This window comes from Rhizobium sp. BK379 (assembly GCF_014193955.1).
In the GTDB taxonomy this organism is placed as follows: Bacteria; Pseudomonadota; Alphaproteobacteria; order Rhizobiales; family Rhizobiaceae; genus Rhizobium.
On the sequence record NZ_JACIAD010000010.1, the window covers coordinates 143,877 to 162,706 of the forward strand.

Consider the following 18,830-nt stretch of genomic DNA (forward strand, 5'->3'; position numbering starts at 1 on the left):
CTTCGCCTGATGCTCGTTCAGATGTTTTGCGCCAACTTGAACACGGATGCGAAAAGGTAGCCGAGGCTTTTGGCAGCAGAGGCGGTGATGTGATCGGCATCCATATAGAGCGGAACGCCGGCGCGCGAGGCATGACAGCGGGCGTTATCGCAGAAGGAAGGCAGCGGATCGACGATCATCGCGTCGTATTCGGCGGCAGATTTCTCCAGAACGGAGCGAGCAAGCGCCTGCCGTTCTGCGATGTAAGACAGAGGCGGGGCAATGTCCGGTGAAGTGCCTTCAAGCTTGGCCTTGGCAAGTGCTTCTGGCACAAAATGCCCCATCTCAGGCACGTCCATGACCAGGACGACCTTGACGCCTTCCTGCTTCAACTGCGCCAGGGTGTTGTCAAGCGCCGCTGCGACGGGCTTTGAATAATCAGCGAGGTTCGGGGGAATTGAAGCGTCGAAATAATCGCCCTGGTTCGGCAATTCGGACTGGTGAACGTATTTGGGCCAATAGGCCAGCATGAACACGAGCGGGATATGCTTCTCGCGGATCAGGTCACGCACCGAGTCATTAAAAGCGGCGCAACGGCGCGTGTCGCCCTTGGTCGCAAGTGGTACGTCGTTAAGCGGCGGGCAGGAGGCGTGGGCAGCAAACATGCCGCCGAAGCCTCCGGCGGCCGCGGCGGCATCGATTGCCGGCGCCATCGCGGCGGCATGGGAATCGCCCCAGACGAGGAAGTCAGGACCGAGATCGCTGAGGTCACCGAGGGCGCAGACCCTGCCGCTTTCGACATCGGCATCGGATGGCCCCTTGTGATCGGATTCGCTGAAACAGCCCGCCTGATAGAAATGGCTGCGGTCATAGGTTGCCGCATAGATGGCGCGGACATCGGCCGGCAATCGGCCGGGCGCTCCGCCGCTCATGACCACCAAGGCCCCGGCACCCGCCGTTACCCCGACGAGCAGAACCGCCATTGCCGGAAGAAGCCTGCCCGTAAGCAGGACACGGCCCTTGCGGAACGGCCTTTCGACGAAGTGCCACGAAGCGACGGCGACAACGAGCGAGGCCAATATAACGACGAGACGCAGCGCGGGCGTGAGTTCATGATCCGTGAAATACCGCGTAAAGACGATGATGGGCCAGTGCCAGAGATAGAGCGAATAGGAAATCAGCCCCACGAAGACCATCGGCCGTAGCGCCAGAAGTCGGCCGACGATGCCGTTGCCGGCGCGCGCATGGATGATGCAGGCCGCGCCGAGACAGGGCAGCAATGCGGCAAATCCCGGGAAGGCCGTTTTCTCCGTAAAGACGAAGACCGCAATGCCGATCAGCACGAGGCCGATCGCCGCCAGAACTTGTCGGCCTGTTTCGCTGCGCAGCTTGGGTATGGCCCCCAGGCCCAGGATGACGCCGATCAGAAGCTCCCAGACGCGATATTGCGAAAGGTAGAAGCCCGCCGTCGGATTTTGGTTCAACACCCCGATGCTGGCAGCGAAGGATGCGGCCAGCGCGACGAGCATGACCGGCATGATCTGCCGCGGCGCCAGCCTCTGCAACAGGATCATGAGAAGAGGAAAGCCGATGTAAAACTGCTCTTCAACCGCAAGTGACCAAGTGTGCAGCAACGGCTTCATCTGGGCACCGATGTCGAAATATCCCGCCTCCTTGGCAAACTGAATATTCGACGCGAAGAGGGAGGCGGCGGTCATGCTTCGGGCGAAATACAGAAGCTCCTGTGGCATGAAGGCGAACCATGCCACGACGGCGCACGTCAGCATCATGGCAAAAAGGGCGGGAAAGATGCGACGGATGCGCCGTTGATAAAAGCCCGCGAGACTGAACTTGCCGAGTGCCATCTCGCCTGTGATCAGGCTGCACATCAGGTATCCCGAGATGACGAAAAACACATCGACGCCGACAAAACCCCCACCAAAACCGGGTACGCCAGCGTGAAAGAGGACGACCGGCAGGATGGCGATAGCGCGCAATCCGTCGATATCGGCCCGATAGGGTAGATGATTTTCACCGTTCCGAAGAGAAGATCGAATGGGATTTTCTCCCCTGATGAACATTATACATCCTCGGTGGTGTCGTCTGAGATCGAGGGCAGACCTATTCGACTCAATTAAGGTATTTTAAGGCAAGGCATCCCAAAAGCAGTGCGCCGGCTAGCCAAATTGCGATCGCGATCAAGCCGGCCCCCGCTAACCAAATAGGAGGCAGGTTCCGTCAAGGGCTCATTGGTGGAACTTGCCATCTCGAAGAAACGAAAGGGCTTGCGCCCACATGATTTTACTTGATGGAATGAAAGTGTGATTGGCCACGATTGCGATATGGTCGGCAGCTCCGACAAGTCGCGTGCTTTCTACAGTCACCTTACCGTCGTTGGCGTTTCGATAGCCAATGATCAAGGATGAGACGGGATCGATGGTTCGGGTTCCCGCGATGATACCCAGTTCGAAATCGACCGGACCGAAAATATGGGCGAATGTACTCTGATCGGTAGCGAGCTGCTGGCCGGCAGGGCCGTAGGCTGATTTATACAGCGGCACCTTTTTCAAGAAATCTGCGACCTGACTGCCATTATTTGGAGTCCCGATCATCACCACCCGCCCGAGATTTGATGGTCGATAGTTCTTCAACATGGCCCTGATGACCAATCCGCCCATGGAATGTCCCGCCAGGTGAAGACGGCCTTCTTCGTTGCTCTCAGACGCATCTTCGACTTCCTCGGCAACGATCTCTGCCAGCTTTTCAATGGGGTAGCGGGACGAAGGGTAGTCAACGTTGCGAGTAATGTAGCCTTGGGTCTGCAGGTAATTTTCGAACTTGCGCATGGAAGCGCTAGTCCTCCTGATGCCGTGAAGGAGAACAACGGTGTCGGTCATGTCAAATGCCGTGACTCTGTCGATGGTCAGGATCTCGACGTCTCATCAACTTCGTTCTTAGCCTTGACCACAGTTCAGCCGGTACACGCCGCTACTTGCCCAGCAACATTGTACCAAGGACTCCATCGCGGCGGACGAGTCCGTGAAAAAGGGCTGCGGCGAGATGCAACAACACGAGAGCGAAGAAGGCGAAGGCAAGATACTGGTGCGCGGTCCAAAGGAGTGTGTGCAGGCTGTCGCTCTGCGGCAGGATTGCCGGAAGCCTTATTCCGCCGTACAGCACGATAGGATAAGCGGCTGCGGACATCATGGCCCACCCGATCAGAGGCATGCCGATCATCAGCGCGTACAAGGCGAGGTGAGACAGATACGCGGCAAGTTTCATCGGTTCGGGCAGATCTGCAGGCAACGCAGGTGCGCCTGATATGAAGCGGACCACAAGACGAACCAAGGCAAGAACGAGAATCGCAATGCCCAGTGTCTTGTGTGTCACCAGCAGCGGCAGATATTGGCGTCCGACAGTGGACACCATTCCGACGCCAATGAACAGCATTGCTAGGATGGCGATCGCCATCAGCCAATGCAACAGACGCTGGACGATGGTGAAGTGCGTGTTGGTGCCTGTCATGGCTTTGCGCTCGCTGTCGTTCGGGGATAATGGCTCGCTTCCGAGGTACGCAGATCGTAGGATCTGGCATAGGCGGCCGAACGGGCTGCCGGGAACGGATCATCGGAAACCTTTATGCCGTCAGGCAGAATAGTCGGATCGAAATTGATGTCCCGGCACGGGCCGTCGGCCTCCGGCTCGATTTTCTGGACAATCAGTGTACCGGCATCCACGGTTCGCCGCTCAGGCGGCCAAGCTTTGGTCGGATCCGCTGTGGGATCGGACGGCTCGGCCACCGTCAAAACGAGCGTCCAGCGCTGCGGCGACTTCGCGACGCGTTCGGCAATTTCGTCTTCGAGATGGTTGGGGCCGAGCTTTGCAAAATCCTCGCTCGTAATCGGTATTGCCTGGGCTTGCGCACGCAGCGACCAGCGCACTGCATGCTCGGCGCCGTCACGATTCGCGAAAATGAAGGCGTTTAGGCTGTTGAACGTCTCTTCGGCGTAGCTCGCGGTCCAGGGAGCCGTCGTCGCCCATGCGCCGAACGCTGCGAACTCCGGATGGGCCGTCACGAAGCCCTTCATCGCTTCGGGATCCTTGCTCTTTGACGCTTCGAGCAGTTCATAGAAACCTTGAGGAGTGGAGACCGCGAAGACGGGGGGATCGATCAGGGCCATGCGCCAGACGTCCCTGTCCGGTGTCGAGATCTGCACACCGAGCCCGCGCACCCGCACTGTCGGATCCGCCGCATCCGGGTCGGGAGTTGCCAGATTGAAACGACCGAGGACCGGATATTGTCCGGCGGCGAACACCATTGCCCGCGAGAGTTCGACGCCGTTCCCGTTCGCTTCGAATACGCCCGTGAAACAGATGCCCTTCGCGTGATTGCGCCGATGCCCCAGAGCGGCCCCGTCTGGAGGCGCCAAGGCGTCAACGAGCTTTGTGGAAGTAAGGCGGCCGGGCGAAAGCCACCCTGCAGTATAAGCAAACGCGCCGACGCCGAAGGCGACAACGGCAGCGATCAAGACAATCGATCCTAGAGCGGAACGCTGCGGGCTTGGCATCCAAGACTCTCCGTTCTTGTCAGTATCTGCGATGCTAGGAAATCAATTTCAGTGCAAGAGCGGCATTGATCCAGCGTGTAAGCAATCGAGATCCGCCGCTTGCATCGTTGTTTCCATCGCGGAAGATGGCACCCGCGAGCGACTTGGTCAATTCGTTCTCAGGCTGGTATTTACCCCTGACTTCACTGGAATCAAGCCATGTCATGGCCGTGGTTACGGAAGCCGGCGCTTCCTATCGATCATCTTTCAGAATCCCCTTCCACGAATGGCTTGGCGCCATAATTCCTTACGCAAAACATAGGCCATTATCGAACTGCAGAACGGGGCAGGGGTGTTGATCAGAATGCGGACGACAGGTCGGGCGGACGACAAGATCTCCCGAATGATTGAAAGCGGAAGTGGACTCGTCCATCCTCGGTCAGCCCTCGGATTGGCCGGACTTGAAGCTCTACAGGATGAACGATTTGAAGAATGCGATCGCCTACAAGGGCTCGCGTTTTTCGAGGAGCTTCGTAATGTCCATTCTGGCATGACGACGGCAGCGATTCGATGGCAATCCTCTTCAAGACTGTAATCACTGAAAATTCGGCTTTCGAGATGATCGAACAGGCGCTCTCCGGCGCCAGTCAATATGACGGCTACCTCAATGTCGTCAGCGACGCGGGGGAGACCGCAACGTCCTGGGGGCCGGCAATGCACGCCGAAGAGTTCAAGAGCGAAGTCAGCGAGATCTTGAGAGCGACATGGGATGCAGCCCGCTTCTGGGTTATCTACGAGCGCCGCGAGGAGCGGAAGGATGCCAAAGCCACCGACATTCGAAACGCCGCCTTCCATCTCACGCGCGGCTACAGCGGCGTCATCGTCGTCACGCTAAGCCTGCTCGGCAAGCGCGACAGCGACAATGACCTTGAATTCGTCTTCGTCTGCTTCGAGCAGGATTTTCACAGGCGGAATTTTCGGGTCCGCTATGAAGGAAAGCCGGTTCCGAGCCGGGATTGACGCTGTAGCCCGGATCCAGGTCGAGATAATCCACTTCACGCCATGTACGGCAATGGCGATGCAACCGAAGAGTATCGGCACGCCAGTCGGAGCGAAGCGCCGTCATGCCGAGCCACCATGGAGTGACCCGAGCCAATTGTGCTGAGGAGCCTTTCCACGCGTTCGATGGTCCAATGGGACCTAAGTCCGTCTGGCACGATTTGGCGGGGTCACTCATATTAGTATCACGATAGATACGATGTTCCTTTGAGGGGAGGAACCGGGAGGTAGTATGAAATTTGGTTCTGACATTTTCGGCCACGAACAGTGCTGCTCGCAAGGCCATAGTTCTGCGTCGACCATCGCTGCGATCCAGGCCGCCCTATCAGCGGAGCCGGATATTGACAGCAGTGCCATCACGATCCGAATGCTGGGACCGGTCGCCCTCCTCGAGGGCTACATCACGAATGCGGCTGACCGGGATAAAGCGATTTCGATCGCTGCCATCATCGTTGGCTTTCACAATGTCCAGGACCGGATGCTGAGCCGCTTCCCGAGCCAATAAGGGCGCCCGGGGCGATCAGACCAAGGTCCTAATCCGCACGGACTGAAGTCCCTGGTCTGGAACACTCGCCTCCTTTTTCGGTTTGATCCCGCAGCGGAAAAAGACCGCTTTAAAGGAGGAAACAAATGAATATCAAAGCAGTAGGAATTGCGGCCGCCCTTCTGATGGTGTCCGGTACGGCGTTTGCTCAATCATCGACCGTCACGGGCGCAGCCGGCGGTGCCGCCACCGGCGCTATCGTTGGTGATCCGGTCGGCGCCGCTGTCGGGGGTATTGTCGGCGGTGTAGCAGGCAGCGTCATCGATCCGCCACCGCAGAAGGTGGTCACCTACGTGCAGCAAGCGCCCGCGCCCGAGACGCACGTCGTCGTAACGCCGATCCCCGATGAACCCAAATACTCTTATGCGATCGTCAACGATGAGCGCGTCATCGTCGAGCCTTCTTCGCGGAAGGTGATCCAGGTCATCCAGTGACCTCCATGTCACCAAACTGACCCCCAGGCGGCGCTTGCCGTCCATTCATAAAAACAAGGACACGCATGCACTTCGCAAGGACGCGGAGACGAGATGTCGTGCCCATTACCCGGAGATCAATCATGAGAACCAATCATCTCGCCTTGGTCGTTGCGGCGTTGTCGCTCAGCGTATCGCCACTGGCCACCCTGCCTGCTGCAGCACAGGCCAGCGGTACGACCCAGTCCGGCTCGCAGGCCGAAACGCAATCGGGTTCCGGTTCGAAGACCGACACCACGTCAGGTTCGCAGACGGAACAGTCGAAATCCGGCGCAGCAGCCACGGGTAGCGACTGTACCCCGGACGCTTCGGGTGCGTGCCCGAAGGGCAAGGGTCAGTCGTCGGAACAGAAGGGGAGTGGAGGTTCCGATACACAGAAGTCTTCGACGGAAACGAAATCCAAGTCCGGTTCGCAGGACGCTTCTGGCGCCGCCGCGACCGAGCAGAAGTCCAAGGGGGGAGCGAACGAGAGCGGCGGATCCGCCACGACAGGTTCGAAGAGTGGCACGCAGGAGACCAATTCGTCCGGTACTATGACGAAGAGCGGTGATACGTCGAAGCAGTCAACCGATCAGAACACGTCGACGTCCAACAAAAGCTCCACCGAAACGAACGTCAACAATACTACCACGACCAATACCAAGACCAACGTCAACGTCACAGTCGAGCAACAGACTGAAATCAGACAGGTCGTGAAGGAAGTTCATATCCGGCCTGTGAAGGAAGCCGACTTCACGGTGTCCGTCGGAACCAGGATTCCGAAGAAGGTCCGCCTCGAACGGCTACCGCCGCGTATCGTGAAGATCGTGCCGGCATACGAAGGCTACCGCTTCTTTCTCCTTGCGGACGGCCGGATCGTTATCGTCGATCCCGATGCACTCACGATCGTCTACATCATCTCGGCCTAGCAGGCAGCACCCGGCGGTGTCCTCGACCACCGCCGGGGCCGCAGGAGGATTTCCATGATCCACAATGAGCCCAAGCCTTCCGGATTCGCGTTTCCACTTATCCTTGTTCTGGTCGTCATGGCGGCGATGATCTGCGGCTTGGCGATGACGGCCGGTCACACGCCAGCGACCCGGGTATGGGTTCCCGCTACTTCAGCGGCGCTTTGAAGGCGGCTGTGCCGCCGCGATATCGCCTCGTTTTTCGCAAGTCTTCAGGCGGCTATCGCTGTGATTGGCCGTCGCGTTGTGCTCCGACCCGCGCCGGCAAAGCGAAGGCCGCGTGGCTTGACACCGGACCGACGGCGGCCCCCAATACTTTCGTCATGGTCGTCGAAAGAGAGCGTCATGGTACATTTGCTTTCGGTCAACGTTGGTCTGCCGCGTGATGTCGAGTGGCAGGGGCGGCTCGTGAATACCGCAATCTGGAAGATGCCCGTCAAGGGGCCTTGCATGGTGCGCCGCCTGAACATCGACGGCGACGGCCAGGCGGATCGCGCCGGCCATGGCGGTGAGCACCGCGCAGTTTATGTCTACCAGACCGATTCCTATGGGTATTGGGAGGAGCAACTGGGCCGACATGACTTCGTCCATGGCCAGTTCGGCGAGAATTTCACGCTCGACGGTCTTCCGGACGCCGAAGTCTGCATCGGCGACCGATACCGTATCGGCGAAGCTATCTTCGAGGTGAGCCAGCCGCGCGTCACCTGCTATCGGCTCGGTATCCGGATGGGATTTCCGGAAATGCCTGCCCTTCTCGTCTCGCACCGAAGGCCGGGATTCTACCTCCGTGTCCTGAAGGAAGGGAAGGTTCAGGCGGGCGACGAGATCGAACAGGTAGAATCGGCAGAGGAGCGCATGACGGTCGCCGATATCAACGATCTTCTCTACAAGCCTGGGCACCCTCGCGAACATTTGGAACGTGCCTTGCGGATACCGGCGCTCAGCCCCGGTTGGCGGCGCTCGTTCCAGAGCTTGCTGGCGCAATCTCCGAAGAACGGATCTTCGCCTGGAAACGTCGGCCTTACGGGAGCGGAATTCATCGCGCCGGCGTGGGACGGACTTCGTTCGTTCAAAGTGTCGAGCATGACGTCAGAGAGTGAAAGCGTCACGTCTCTGGAGCTTGAGCCAGCCGACGGAAAGCGGCTGCCGGCCTTTCTTCCAGGCCAGTTCATTGTGCTCGGCTTCCAACCCAGAAAGGCTTCGCTCCTGCTGCGGAGCTATTCCCTGTCAGGCTCGTCAAATGACAGGTCTTACAGAGTAAGTATCAAGCGGCAGGATCACGGCGTCGCCGGCGCCTACGTCAAGGACGAGCTGGGCATAGGCGAGACCGTGCAGGCAAGCGCTCCGCGGGGCAGCTTTACCCTGGCAGAGGGCGCGACGCCGCTCGTCTTCCTGAGTGCGGGGATTGGCGCGACGCCCCTCCTTGCCATGCTTCATGCCCTGGCAATCGACCGTTCGGGCCGGGAAATCTGGTGGCTCCATGGTGCGCGCAACAAACGAGAACACCCGTTTGCGGATGAAGTGACAGGGCTTTTGCAACTCCTTCCAAATGCCCGACGTCTTGTCTGCTACAGCGCACCCGATCCGGCCGACAAGACAGGAATTGATTACGACAGGCGATCTCGCCTCGACCTTGCAGCGGTCCAGTCGCTGCGGCTCCCGCTTGACGGCGACTTCTATCTCTGCGGGCCGGCAAGCTTCATGGACGATCTTGCTGCCGGGATTGAGAAGCTCGGAGTCGAGCGCAGCCGCATTCACACCGAAACGTTCGGATCGGGCCGGTCCATCACTCCGGGGATCGCGGCTTCGCCAGGCCGGCAGCCGCATCAACCGGCCGGCCCCCCAGGCGCAGGTGCCGTGATCTCGTTCGCTCGCAGTGGTATGCGCGTCGCTTGGAACCCGAAGTTCGACAATCTGCTTGAGCTTGCTGAGGCATGCGACGTGCCTGTGCGCTGGTCTTGCAGGACAGGTGTTTGCCACACTTGCGAGACAGGCTTGATTTCCGGGGCAGTGCGCTATCGTCCTGATCCGATCGACGCCGCTGCGGCTGGCAACTTTCTCCCATGCTGCTCGCAGCCGGAGGGCGAACTCGTTATCGATTTGTAGCAGGGAATTGACCCGCGAAAGCAATTCGGGATGGGCATGCAGCTCTCCTTCCGATTCAACGGCCGCGTTTCAGGGTCGTGCTTGGGCGAGACGTGAGGCCGACAATGAATATTGCGAAGGTAATCCAGGTCAGGATGCGCGGCGCGGGACCGAGGGCAGCTCCGCGAGTTCGGCTTCCAGTTCACCGCGTTCGCGAAGTTGCGAGATCCCAAGCTGGACGACTTTGATCAGATCGGTCATCCGCTGGCCATGGCTGTTCTGATACTCTTCCAAGGTGGGCGTGCTCAGTATGACATAGGTCAGCGCTGTGACGCGATTGTCCTTCACCGCCTTGGCGCCGAGAGCCCATACGCGGTTGAACAGAATTCGGTCTGAGTCCTTGATTTGCATGACGCTTCACGAGCTGGTTGCACCCTAACCTGATATCGGTCGGGAGGGGTGAGGTAGGGGCACAGGTGCGTTCATCAACCGGACTAAAGTCCGATGCATGACAACAATCGTCGGTTGGTGCGATAGCGTACATTGGCTGCAAGCCGCCTCGACACGTATCCGATGATGTTCGGTGGAAATCGGGGTGCATCCATTTCGGGGTGCCGTGTGCAGAGCGTGATCTGCACGCGGTAGCCGACCGGGCTGGTGAGGAAAGGCCTCGCGTCGGCGGGGGGCTGAATGACGCAGCAGTTCGATTTTTTCGTGTCGGATGAGGCCCGGTCCGAGAAAGCGCCAGGTGCCACCAAACCGAAGCGCCCGCGCGTGGAGACCGTTTGGGCAGCCCGTTGGCTTGATCAGGTCGAATGGTCACAGAGTTCGACGAGCGTCCGCTTTCGAACCAGCCGAGTCACTTGCGAACGGCTTTGCGATCTGTACCGAAGGAGAAAAGGTCCCGACAGTTTGAGCGTCTGCATTATCGGTCCTCTGGTCGAGCCATAATGAAGCCCATACCAATGCGCCAAATGCAACTGCCAAAAAGCAAGCCAGGCCTGCTTCCAGCCAGCGGGGTCTCGTTTTGATCAAGCGTTTGTTAGTGTTGAGCCTGATGATCATCGAATCAATCCTATTGGAGAAGGCCTCAATGTAGCTTCCTCCGGGGTAAGCGTGAGCTCTTTGGCCCCAGCGCCAAATCCAATTGGCGACGCAAGGACCTTCGGGCGGCCCTCCTTATCACGTCGGGCAGGTCGCCGGCTGGGCAGGCGACCTGCCGATGGTCCGATTTCGTCGGCCTCGGCGGGCGGAGAACCAAGTTGCCGGAGCGAGATCAGGTCCAGTGTGCCCTCGGTGGGAGGAGCCGAGAGACCAGTTTAATTTAGATCTTTGTAACGGACGTCGGAACTACACTTAGGTGTGGGCCAACTGAACTTGCTTTCGCGTCTGCAGCTTCCGGTCAAACCCTAAGTCTAGTCTTCGCGGACCAGCGTATGATTTCTCGCAGGCCTTCCCGCCAATAAGCTTCTCGGGTCGCCAGAGTCCGGCGATGAACGGGAAACAAGATCGGCCGCAGTCCCAAGTTGCGGCTCGTGACACTCATCGGAAGGATATACAATGAGCCGCTTTGGGCAATTTGCAGTGGTTGCTGTCGTTTCCTCGCTCGCCTTCGCAGGCGTGAGCCGAGCCGACAGCCTGGATATGAACGATGGCGCCAAAATCGAAAAAGCGCTGCAGACGTTCAGCAGCAACTTTGACGTCCGGGATATCGATGATTACGCAAACTACAAGGATCAGCCGGAAGGCTCTGACGCCGCTCAACCGCGCACCGATGCTGGGGTTCAGCACATCCAGGCTTCCATCAAGGGAAACAAGGATCTGGTCAGGCGTCTCGGCGAGCGCGGAGTCAAGATCGACGACGTCGTCAATGCCGAGCAGGCAGCCGACGGCAGCATGACATTCTGGGTTCGCTAACCCTAAAGGCCTGGAAGATCACAATTCCGGGCCTACTTCATTCGATTGTAGAGACAGAAGCAGGTGAATGGGCGAATTCATGCATGCTCCGATCACCGATTGTAGCTGTTGTTGCCGCTCTTAGACCACATCGGGGCCGCGGCAGCCGTCGTGGCGAGCATGGCCTTAGGGCACCCCATGCGAACCGATCCAATTTACGACGCCCGCAATGGAACTGAATTCGTCGACACTTCGGCTCGGGAGGTCGGCGTAAGACGAAGCCACCATTTCGCTTAGCGCTCTCCCGGGACCGAACTCGAGAAACGATGTTGCCCCCGCTTCTACACAGCTGCTGAGACACTCTGACCACAGGACAGTCTGTGACACCTGTCGCGCGAGTTTGGCAAGACCTGTCCGGGCATCGCCGACGGTCGTGCCATCGATCCCGCTTAACAGGCGAACTCCCGGAGATTGCGGAGAGCAGACCGCCGCAAGCAGGACATCGCGGAAATCATCCGCAGCCTTGCGCAGTAAGTTTGTGTGAGACGCGACCATGACCTGTATAAATGCAACTCTTTGAGCATTTGCGGCACGAGCTGCCTCGGCAATGGCGTCCAGGGCAGGCCGGCCACCTCCGATGATAAAGGCGTCGCCGGGATTGATGATCGAGATTGCTGCTCCGTAACGAGCGCAGAGAATGTCGACCGCATTCCGTGAAAGGCCACGTATGAACAGAAGGCCGTCACCCGGAGTACTTTCGGCGTCCATGATCTCTGCCCGGCGCGCAACGAGGTCCAGGGTCTCCTTGGGTGAGAACAGCCCTGCTATGCCCCAAGCCGCAACTTCTCCGACGCTATATCCGGCAACGATCATTTGCGAAGGCAGGTACGACTTAAAGGTCTCGAATGTCGCCAGCGCCTGCAGCGTGCAAAGTATCTGGCCGGTTCGATTGCCGTGAAGCGTCTCAATCGATTCTCGTTTGACGAGTTCGCGAGGGTCGACGCCGCCAAGCAAGTTCGCGCAATACGCAAAAAGCTCATCGGCTTCCGGTGCACGTTCCGTGAGAGAAAACATCGCAGAATTCTGGTGTCCTTGTCCGGAACACAGGATGGCGACTGGCATGGCGGGCTTTCACCTCGGAAAGAGGATGGCCACAGCGATGGCCAATGTGACGATGCTTGAGACCGTACTTGCGATCACCATCGATCCCGTCGCACGCGAGTCAAGGCGATAGTTGACAGCAAACAGGATCCCGAAAAAACCGGAAGGTACAGCCGCCAGCAAGATGGCGACTTTCGCTGCGTCCCACGGGATCGACAACACCAGTACGACGCCAGTCGTCAGGATGGGGCGCACCAGGTTCGACATGATGGTCGCGCCTATGACCTTCCTGTCGAGTTTGAAAGCCTCCGCGGAAAGGACCACACCTGTCAGGAACAGCGCAACGCCGGGGGCTGCGTGACCAATTAGAAGCAGACTGGCATCGACGACATCACCCGTTTTCAGCCCACTGAGTGAAAATAGTATTCCAAGCAAGGGGGCGACGACGACAGGCTTCGTCAGGGCATGCCACAGACTGTGCGAGATCTTGGGCCGCTGCCCGTTATTCGTGCCGGGCTTGTCGACATGCATCTCGACGAGAAGCAATGACAGCGGGCTAATGATGATCGAGCCACTTGCGAGTACGATCGCGAGCGGCACAGTCCCACTGGGACCCAGCACGTCACTAAGAATAGGAAGACCTACACCTGCCAGATTCGGAAACGCGATCGTGAGTGCCTGCAGCGAGGCGTCCGCCTTGCCGACCTTCATGTAGCGTACTTGAAGTAGATACCAGGCGGCAAACACGACGAGCATGACGCCGCTGCTGATGAGGAAAAGCGGTGCTTGCGCGAGCATTTCGCTACGCGGGGCGGTCGCTGTCGCTGCGAACAGCGACGCGGGCAAGGCAAAGGTCATGACGAGGACGTTCAGTCCCTCAACATGATGATTGTCGACGATAGCCAAGCGCCCAGCAAGGTAGCCAAGCGCCATGACAAAGAAAATAGGAAGCAGCGCGAGTAAGATCGTATGTGCCATCAGATTTCCCGTCTCTCATGCACGTCGACAAACAACGTCATCGCAAGGAGATCTGCCGAACCGCCGGGGCTGAGCCAGCGATCGCGAAATTGTCGATGGATCAAAGCGGCATGACGTTTCCACTGCGGAGCACGGATCCCGCCGTCGTCCAGAAACTCCTGCGCGAGTTGCTTCGCGTAGAGAAGGCCATCCGGGCCGCCCCGATGAAGCAGGTTGGTGTCGTCGAGAGCCGCAATCAGCGCGAAACAAGTCTGGACGCGAGCAGCCTCCGCATCATCCGGACGCGCCTTGATGGCATCTCGTAGGGCGGGCAAACCAACCCGATAGACGGTTGGAAAACCCTCCGCCGCTTCGAGGCGCGCACCGCCGGCGCCAAAGCGACGTCTCGCCCTGTCGCCATGGCTGTGCAACAGGATAGGACCGTCGAGAATGTCATGCCCCCAGCGTTCTGAGACGATTGCACCAAGCGAAAGGTCGTCGGCGACAACGCCGCTTGCTCTCGCACCCGCTGCCGCGCACAAAAGTCCCATCCCGAATATCGCACCCCTATGGGTATTGATGCCGGAGGTGGCGGCACGCATCGCGGCTTCCGCCTCGATGCCGATGACCCGCAGGCGCCCCATTTCACAGTCCTGGGCCCCGGCTTCCGCCAGCGCTCCGAGGAAGGGGCTTATTGCTGCGGCGCTTTCACGAAACGTCTCGCAATTCATGTCGTCGTGGCTGCCGCAGTCAATGTGACTGACGAGCCCCGGTTTCGGCCAGGTTTCGAGCTCCAACAAAAGGCAGGCCGTCGCTGTGGACGCGATGTAGTTGAGGTTTGCTGGCCGCCTATCTCTGGCATGTGATCGTTCGTGCGTGGCGGGAGGGGGCATCAGGAAATTTCTCATAGGTGCGTACCCCCGTTCAGAAATGCCGTCGGGTGGCACAGCATCGTTCCCGAGATGGATTTGACGAGAATGTCACCAGTTGAGCCAAGAAACTCCCGCCAGTGAACTCCGGCGCCGTCATCGCGGATGAACTCTCCATCCAATCGCATCGGAGCCATCGACTGGATGCCCGCCAGATCGTTGGCCAAGGAGACGGCGTTCGTATTTCGGTGGAGATAAAACAGAAAATCGAGATCGGAGCTGGAGGTCAGATAATCCAGACCCGTAATGACACTCCATCCAAGACTGCCAAAGACCCTGACTTCGATCGCGTGCCGGGACGCCAATTCGCCGATTTCCCGCAGCGTCGGAATCCATTCACTGGGTGATTTGGGGTGAACCGCTTCCAGAACAGGAGGGCGATCAACTGACAGGATCTGATGTTCTTGAACTACCAGGGAGAGCCGTTTCTTTCCGGCAGATGGAGGCAAGGGCAGGCCGACGGAAATGCCTGCCGGCCCTCCCGGCTCCGGCCGGCGAGCGACCACGGGCCAACCGCGTCTGCGCCATTCAGCAATCAGAGGCTCGGAAGAAAGGCAAGAATTGTCCTCGATCATCGAGGTCCATGACAGCGGATCCAACGAAACCAAATCGTGCCGCCTCGGCGGCACGATGTTACCGTGCGAGTGCGAGCGCATGAACCCGCTCCGCAATTTCGGCAGCCTTTATACGGCCCTTGCGTTCCTTGCCCAATGAATCGCGAATATCACGAATGTCCGGCAGATCGGCCAACAGTGCATTGAGCTGTGCCGCAAGAGAGTCGGTCTCACTCCATATTCGGTGAACCGCCCCTGTCTGTGCCAGGTTTTCGAGGCCGGGCGCGAAAACCGGCGTCGATTTCGCTTTTTCTTCGAGAACCTCGACAGAAAGCTTTGTCACCTTCGACATCGAAGGCAGGTCCATGACCGCAGGAGACGCCCCCGGTAGTCCGACCAATACCCGTGTTGCCAATGCCGTCGCGAGAAACGCCCCGGCCGCGGAATGGCCGTAGAGGATGCCGATGGTCGGCCGACCGTGCATGTCGGCATAAATCAGGCATTTGGCGAGGTGCGCCAGGAATTCATTCAGGCCCAGCAGCTCGTCGCGCTTGCTCATCCGCTGACTGTCGCTGTCGACGATAACAAGAATCGGGCCGCTGCCCGTTTTCAGGGCGCCGAGGACGAAGCTTGAAAGGCGGATCGCCTCGTCTACGCCCAATGCGGTCCGGTCCGAAACGCCGATCACCAGGCCCTGGCCTCCGGCTTGGAGGGAGCCGTATCCGGTAAGGATACCGTTGTCGTTCTCCACCTTGCAGCCGTCGGGAAAAAGCGAGGCCAAGATTTCATCGAGCGTCATGGGGGGTGCTCCGCAGTTTGTCGGCGAGGGATATGAATTTTTCGGTTGGCATTCCGGGCACCGAAGCGGCCTCGGGCACACCGATCGCCTTCCAGATATCGAGAGCGTCGCCAGACGCGCCGAAACTTTGCAAGCGCTTCTCGAGGCGAAGCTGCTCGTTCAAAAGGGTCTCGAGGGTGAGACCCGCAACGGTTTCTACGAGTGCCGACGCCGCCTCTCGAAACGCTTCTGCCGTGTCGTCGACAAAGACATCGGCTGCGCCGATCAGATGTCTGTGTTTTCCGCCCATCGTTCGCCACACCAAAGCGCGATCGCGGGAATCGAATTCTTCGATCCCTCGGTTCGTCTCGATGACTTCCGGTCCGGAAACGGCAATGCGTCCTTGTTCGGAGACGACGAGAGCGGAGCAGCAGCCGGCTGTCAAACCGCCTCCGCCGTAGCAGCCCGCGCGGCCGCCGATAAGCCCGATGATCTTCACGCCGGCGGTCCTTGCTTCGACAACGGCCCGCATGATTTCGGCAATCGCGAGCTCTCCGGCATTTGCTTCCTGAAGCCGCACGCCGCCCGTATCAAAGAGGATCAGCAAGGGTATCGACTTCGCATCCCGCGCAGCGCGCAGGAGGCCTGTCAGTTTGGCCCCATGGACCTCGCCGAACGCGCCGCCCATGAAACGGCCTTCCTGGGCCGCAATGAACACAGGGGATCCTGCGAGCAAGCCACGTCCGATGACTATGCCGTCGTCGAATTGCTCGGGGAGATCGAAGACGCGAAGGTGGGGGCTGACCTCCCGCATTTCCGGTCCGAGGAATTCCTGGAAGCTTCCTGCATCCAGCACAAAGTCGACACGTTGGCGCGCGGAAGCCTCGTACCAGCTTGAAGACATCTCACGCGGCTTTGCAGGCCGCGGTCTTTCTGCAGAGCTCATTGTTGTTCCTCCATCACGCTGACCGCCTGCGCCAATCGCAGCATCACCGTATCCGGTCGTGCACCCCCATCGTTGATGGACAACTTGAGCCCACCGGGCGCGTATCGCTCGACAAAGTCATCGATGACAGCGGTCCAGACTTCTCTGAACCCTTCGGCTGCCGTCCTGATTTCGACCTGGCAGTGGTTGTCGGGCAGGACACGCTCGGCGAGGACTTCGAGATTTCCGGAGGCCACTACACCAACGATTGCGAGGCTTCTGTCGCCGGAAGCCCGCCTGTTGGTCGTGTGGTGAAAGGTAAGATCTTCCATCACGTGTTCCTTTCACCAGTTGCGAAACTTCGAGGGAGGGGAATAAAGACCGCCCGACCATCGGACGAGATCCTTGATGGAGCGAGCTGCCAGCAGATTTCGATCCACGTCGAGGAGGTCGATGCCGAGATCTTCCGGGCGTCGGATCACGCCACGTTCCCTCAGGTGCTGGACTATCTTCTTGTCGCGCGCGCGGCCAACGTCGGTATAGCCTGCCACTCCGCGGATGGCCTGTTCACGCTCCCGGCTATCCCGGCACAGGAGGAGGTTTGCTATGCCTTCCTCCGTAACGATATGCGTCACGTCATCGCCGTAGATCATGACCGGAGCCAGATCGAGCTTGAGTTTTTCAGCGAGGGCTAAAGCGTCCAGCTTCTCGACGAAGAGGGGGACGTTTTTTTCTCCAAACGTTTCACCGATCTGAACGACGAGCTTGCGACCGCGGCGCAATGGTCCAGGTATATCGGGATCAGCTTCCTTGCCAGCCTGGAGCCATGGCTCGCTCGGATGACGCCGACCCCGCGGGTCGGAACCCATGTTCGGCGCACCGCCGAAGCCTGCGATACGCTGGGTCGTAATCGTGGATGAGTTGCCGTCGAGGTCGATCTGAAGTGTCGAGCCGATGAACATATCGCAGGCATAGAGACCCGCTACCTGGCTAAAAGCCCTGTTCGAACGCAGGGAACCGTCCGCACCGGTGAAGTAGACATCGGGTCGGGCGCGGATGTAGTCGTCCATCCCCACTTCCGAGCCGAACGAGTGGATCTGTTGGACCCAGCCGGATTCAATCGCCGGAATCAACGCGGGATGGGGGTTCAAAGCAAAGTGGGATGCGATCTTGCCCTTAAGTCCGAGCTTGTCTGCGAACGTGGGAAGAAGGAGTTCGATCGCTGCAGTACTGAATCCGATCCCGTGGTTCAGACGTTTCACGCGGTATGGCGCATAGATCCCTTTAATGGCCATCATGGCCGTGAGGATCTGCGTTTCCGTGATAGCGCCTGGATCGCGCGTGAACAGGGGTTCCACAAAAAACGGCTTGTCGGCTTCGACGACGAAATCAATGCGATCTCCGGGGATATCGACACGGGGGATCCGATCGACAATCTCGTTGACCTGGGCGATTACGACCCCGTCCTTGAAGGCGGTCGCTTCGACGACGGTAGGCGTGTCTTCCGTGTTCGGTCCCGTATAGAGGTTGCCGTCGCGATCAGCGCTGACTGCGGCGATCAACGCGACATTGGGCGTGAGATCGATAAAATACCTGGCAAAAAGTTCGAGATAGGTGTGAACCGCGCCCAGTTCGATCTTGCCGCCGAACAACATTTTCGCAATGCGTGCGGATTGGGGACCTGAGTAGGCGTAATCGAGCCGCTTGGCGATGCCGTGGTCGAACAGATCGAGATGGCTGGGAAGAACCACGCCGGACTGTACCATGTGAAGGTTGTTGACCTTTGTTCGGTCGACGGCCAGCAACGCGCTGCTGAGCAAATCAGCCTGCTTCTGATTGTCACCCTCAAGGCACACGCGATCGCCAGGACGGACCACCGCCTCCAACAGCCGGGTCGCGTCACGTGCCTCGACGATTTTTCCCTTCGCCAGAGCACTTCCCGCCTTGATGCGGGCAAGGTGCTCTTCGCGGTGTCGTTGCCAGTTCATCGTCTTCTGGGCTCCTGCTTGTCAGTTGGTCGACAACCGCGCGGTTTCGATTTGACCGATTGGGATCT

At 59.0% G+C, this 18,830-nt stretch carries 20 protein-coding genes; 7 read left to right on the forward strand and 13 right to left on the reverse strand.

Features of this window, described 5'->3' with window-relative positions; genetic code table 11:
• Positions 1 to 17: 17 nt before the first annotated feature.
• From FHT93_RS32470 to FHT93_RS32485, 4 genes are all read right to left on the reverse strand, one after another.
• Positions 18 to 2,060 carry an acyltransferase family protein gene (locus tag FHT93_RS32470; RefSeq protein WP_183851196.1) on the reverse strand — a complete coding sequence of 681 codons (2,043 nt, stop codon included), beginning with the start codon at positions 2,058 to 2,060 and terminating at the stop codon, positions 18 to 20.
• A gap of 165 nt (positions 2,061 to 2,225) precedes the next feature.
• Complete coding sequence (locus FHT93_RS32475) at positions 2,226 to 2,876, reverse strand: alpha/beta fold hydrolase (protein ID WP_183851197.1); 651 nt, start codon at positions 2,874 to 2,876, stop codon at positions 2,226 to 2,228.
• A gap of 91 nt (positions 2,877 to 2,967) precedes the next feature.
• The gene (locus tag FHT93_RS32480; protein ID WP_112542120.1) at positions 2,968 to 3,504 is read right to left on the reverse strand and encodes a cytochrome b/b6 domain-containing protein; all 537 of its coding nucleotides are present in this window, start codon (positions 3,502 to 3,504) and stop codon (positions 2,968 to 2,970) included.
• The gene (locus tag FHT93_RS32485; RefSeq protein WP_113211087.1) at positions 3,501 to 4,547 is read right to left on the reverse strand and encodes a catalase family peroxidase; all 1,047 of its coding nucleotides are present in this window, start codon (positions 4,545 to 4,547) and stop codon (positions 3,501 to 3,503) included. Before FHT93_RS32485 ends, FHT93_RS32480 begins: the two co-directional genes overlap by 4 nt.
• Positions 4,548 to 5,096: 549 nt before the next feature.
• On the opposite strand from FHT93_RS32485, the gene FHT93_RS32490 reads away from it, so the two are divergent.
• From FHT93_RS32490 to FHT93_RS32515, 6 genes are all read left to right on the forward strand, one after another.
• Positions 5,097 to 5,546 carry a hypothetical protein gene (locus tag FHT93_RS32490; protein ID WP_183851198.1) on the forward strand — a complete coding sequence of 150 codons (450 nt, stop codon included), beginning with the start codon at positions 5,097 to 5,099 and terminating at the stop codon, positions 5,544 to 5,546.
• A gap of 271 nt (positions 5,547 to 5,817) precedes the next feature.
• On the forward strand, positions 5,818 to 6,090 hold the full coding sequence (locus FHT93_RS32495; protein ID WP_112542124.1) for a BON domain-containing protein: 273 nt from the start codon (positions 5,818 to 5,820) through the stop codon (positions 6,088 to 6,090).
• 125 nt (positions 6,091 to 6,215) lie between these two features.
• On the forward strand, positions 6,216 to 6,563 hold the full coding sequence (locus FHT93_RS32500) for a DUF1236 domain-containing protein (RefSeq protein WP_183851199.1): 348 nt from the start codon (positions 6,216 to 6,218) through the stop codon (positions 6,561 to 6,563).
• Positions 6,564 to 6,685: 122 nt separating this feature from the next.
• Entirely contained in the window at positions 6,686 to 7,510 is an 825-nt protein-coding gene (locus FHT93_RS32505; protein ID WP_183851200.1) for a DUF1236 domain-containing protein, read from the forward strand.
• Positions 7,511 to 7,564: 54 nt separating this feature from the next.
• The gene (locus FHT93_RS32510; protein ID WP_183851201.1) at positions 7,565 to 7,717 is read left to right on the forward strand and encodes a hypothetical protein; all 153 of its coding nucleotides are present in this window, start codon (positions 7,565 to 7,567) and stop codon (positions 7,715 to 7,717) included.
• Between the two features lie 177 nt (positions 7,718 to 7,894).
• Entirely contained in the window at positions 7,895 to 9,655 is a 1,761-nt protein-coding gene (locus tag FHT93_RS32515) for an MOSC and FAD-binding oxidoreductase domain-containing protein (RefSeq protein WP_183851202.1), read from the forward strand.
• A gap of 129 nt (positions 9,656 to 9,784) precedes the next feature.
• On the opposite strand, the gene FHT93_RS32520 is transcribed toward FHT93_RS32515, so the two are convergent.
• Positions 9,785 to 10,045 (reverse strand): hypothetical protein, encoded by a 261-nt coding sequence (locus FHT93_RS32520; protein WP_112542128.1) that lies wholly within the window; start codon positions 10,043 to 10,045, stop codon positions 9,785 to 9,787.
• A gap of 1,149 nt (positions 10,046 to 11,194) precedes the next feature.
• Between FHT93_RS32520 and FHT93_RS32525 the strand changes: the two genes are divergently transcribed.
• Positions 11,195 to 11,551: a hypothetical protein gene (locus FHT93_RS32525; RefSeq protein WP_112542129.1), complete on the forward strand. Its 357-nt coding sequence runs from the start codon at positions 11,195 to 11,197 to the stop codon at positions 11,549 to 11,551.
• Between the two features lie 165 nt (positions 11,552 to 11,716).
• On the opposite strand, the gene FHT93_RS32530 is transcribed toward FHT93_RS32525, so the two are convergent.
• The 8 genes from FHT93_RS32530 to mdcA are packed head-to-tail and all read right to left on the reverse strand — an operon-like array spanning position 11,717 to position 18,762.
• Positions 11,717 to 12,652: an acyltransferase domain-containing protein gene (locus FHT93_RS32530; protein ID WP_183851203.1), complete on the reverse strand. Its 936-nt coding sequence runs from the start codon at positions 12,650 to 12,652 to the stop codon at positions 11,717 to 11,719.
• A 9-nt stretch (positions 12,653 to 12,661) separates the two neighbouring features.
• Positions 12,662 to 13,609 carry an AEC family transporter gene (locus FHT93_RS32535; protein WP_348649811.1) on the reverse strand — a complete coding sequence of 316 codons (948 nt, stop codon included), beginning with the start codon at positions 13,607 to 13,609 and terminating at the stop codon, positions 12,662 to 12,664.
• Positions 13,609 to 14,481, reverse strand: coding sequence for a triphosphoribosyl-dephospho-CoA synthase MdcB (gene mdcB / locus FHT93_RS32540; protein WP_112969684.1), 873 nt, complete (start codon positions 14,479 to 14,481; stop codon positions 13,609 to 13,611). The genes FHT93_RS32535 and mdcB overlap by 1 nt, the downstream gene beginning before the upstream one ends.
• Before the next feature lie 11 nt (positions 14,482 to 14,492).
• The gene (gene mdcG / locus FHT93_RS32545; RefSeq protein WP_183851204.1) at positions 14,493 to 15,173 is read right to left on the reverse strand and encodes a malonate decarboxylase holo-[acyl-carrier-protein] synthase; all 681 of its coding nucleotides are present in this window, start codon (positions 15,171 to 15,173) and stop codon (positions 14,493 to 14,495) included.
• Entirely contained in the window at positions 15,151 to 15,870 is a 720-nt protein-coding gene (mdcE, locus tag FHT93_RS32550; protein WP_183851205.1) for a biotin-independent malonate decarboxylase subunit gamma, read from the reverse strand. Before mdcE ends, mdcG begins: the two co-directional genes overlap by 23 nt.
• Positions 15,857 to 16,795, reverse strand: a complete 939-nt coding sequence (locus tag FHT93_RS32555; protein ID WP_183851206.1) for a biotin-independent malonate decarboxylase subunit beta — start codon at positions 16,793 to 16,795, stop codon at positions 15,857 to 15,859. Before FHT93_RS32555 ends, mdcE begins: the two co-directional genes overlap by 14 nt.
• A complete protein-coding gene (mdcC, locus tag FHT93_RS32560; protein ID WP_113013741.1) occupies positions 16,792 to 17,106 on the reverse strand; it encodes a malonate decarboxylase acyl carrier protein in 315 nt (104 codons plus the stop codon). The genes FHT93_RS32555 and mdcC overlap by 4 nt, the downstream gene beginning before the upstream one ends.
• Positions 17,107 to 17,118: 12 nt before the next feature.
• Positions 17,119 to 18,762 (reverse strand): malonate decarboxylase subunit alpha, encoded by a 1,644-nt coding sequence (gene mdcA / locus FHT93_RS32565; RefSeq protein WP_183851207.1) that lies wholly within the window; start codon positions 18,760 to 18,762, stop codon positions 17,119 to 17,121.
• Positions 18,763 to 18,830 lie beyond the last annotated feature (68 nt).

What these genes read in the sequence shown, in the direction of transcription:
- mdcC (WP_113013741.1), bottom strand. Translation starts at nt 17,106, where the DNA reads ATGGAAGATCTTACCTTTCACCACACGACCAACAGGCGGGCTTCCGGC.
- mdcA (WP_183851207.1), bottom strand. Translation starts at nt 18,762, where the DNA reads ATGAACTGGCAACGACACCGCGAAGAGCACCTTGCCCGCATCAAGGCG.
- FHT93_RS32475 (WP_183851197.1), bottom strand. Translation starts at nt 2,876, where the DNA reads ATGACCGACACCGTTGTTCTCCTTCACGGCATCAGGAGGACTAGCGCT.
- FHT93_RS32480 (WP_112542120.1), bottom strand. Translation starts at nt 3,504, where the DNA reads ATGACAGGCACCAACACGCACTTCACCATCGTCCAGCGTCTGTTGCAT.
- FHT93_RS32520 (WP_112542128.1), bottom strand. Translation starts at nt 10,045, where the DNA reads ATGCAAATCAAGGACTCAGACCGAATTCTGTTCAACCGCGTATGGGCT.
- FHT93_RS32500 (WP_183851199.1), top strand. Translation starts at nt 6,216, where the DNA reads ATGAATATCAAAGCAGTAGGAATTGCGGCCGCCCTTCTGATGGTGTCC.
- FHT93_RS32470 (WP_183851196.1), bottom strand. Translation starts at nt 2,060, where the DNA reads ATGTTCATCAGGGGAGAAAATCCCATTCGATCTTCTCTTCGGAACGGT.
- mdcB (WP_112969684.1), bottom strand. Translation starts at nt 14,481, where the DNA reads ATGCCCCCTCCCGCCACGCACGAACGATCACATGCCAGAGATAGGCGG.
- FHT93_RS32490 (WP_183851198.1), top strand. Translation starts at nt 5,097, where the DNA reads ATGGCAATCCTCTTCAAGACTGTAATCACTGAAAATTCGGCTTTCGAG.
- FHT93_RS32530 (WP_183851203.1), bottom strand. Translation starts at nt 12,652, where the DNA reads ATGCCAGTCGCCATCCTGTGTTCCGGACAAGGACACCAGAATTCTGCG.
- FHT93_RS32510 (WP_183851201.1), top strand. Translation starts at nt 7,565, where the DNA reads ATGATCCACAATGAGCCCAAGCCTTCCGGATTCGCGTTTCCACTTATC.
- FHT93_RS32505 (WP_183851200.1), top strand. Translation starts at nt 6,686, where the DNA reads ATGAGAACCAATCATCTCGCCTTGGTCGTTGCGGCGTTGTCGCTCAGC.
- mdcG (WP_183851204.1), bottom strand. Translation starts at nt 15,173, where the DNA reads ATGCGCTCGCACTCGCACGGTAACATCGTGCCGCCGAGGCGGCACGAT.
- FHT93_RS32515 (WP_183851202.1), top strand. Translation starts at nt 7,895, where the DNA reads ATGGTACATTTGCTTTCGGTCAACGTTGGTCTGCCGCGTGATGTCGAG.
- FHT93_RS32495 (WP_112542124.1), top strand. Translation starts at nt 5,818, where the DNA reads ATGAAATTTGGTTCTGACATTTTCGGCCACGAACAGTGCTGCTCGCAA.
- FHT93_RS32525 (WP_112542129.1), top strand. Translation starts at nt 11,195, where the DNA reads ATGAGCCGCTTTGGGCAATTTGCAGTGGTTGCTGTCGTTTCCTCGCTC.
- FHT93_RS32485 (WP_113211087.1), bottom strand. Translation starts at nt 4,547, where the DNA reads ATGCCAAGCCCGCAGCGTTCCGCTCTAGGATCGATTGTCTTGATCGCT.
- mdcE (WP_183851205.1), bottom strand. Translation starts at nt 15,870, where the DNA reads ATGACGCTCGATGAAATCTTGGCCTCGCTTTTTCCCGACGGCTGCAAG.
- FHT93_RS32535 (WP_348649811.1), bottom strand. Translation starts at nt 13,609, where the DNA reads ATGGCACATACGATCTTACTCGCGCTGCTTCCTATTTTCTTTGTCATG.
- FHT93_RS32555 (WP_183851206.1), bottom strand. Translation starts at nt 16,795, where the DNA reads ATGAGCTCTGCAGAAAGACCGCGGCCTGCAAAGCCGCGTGAGATGTCT.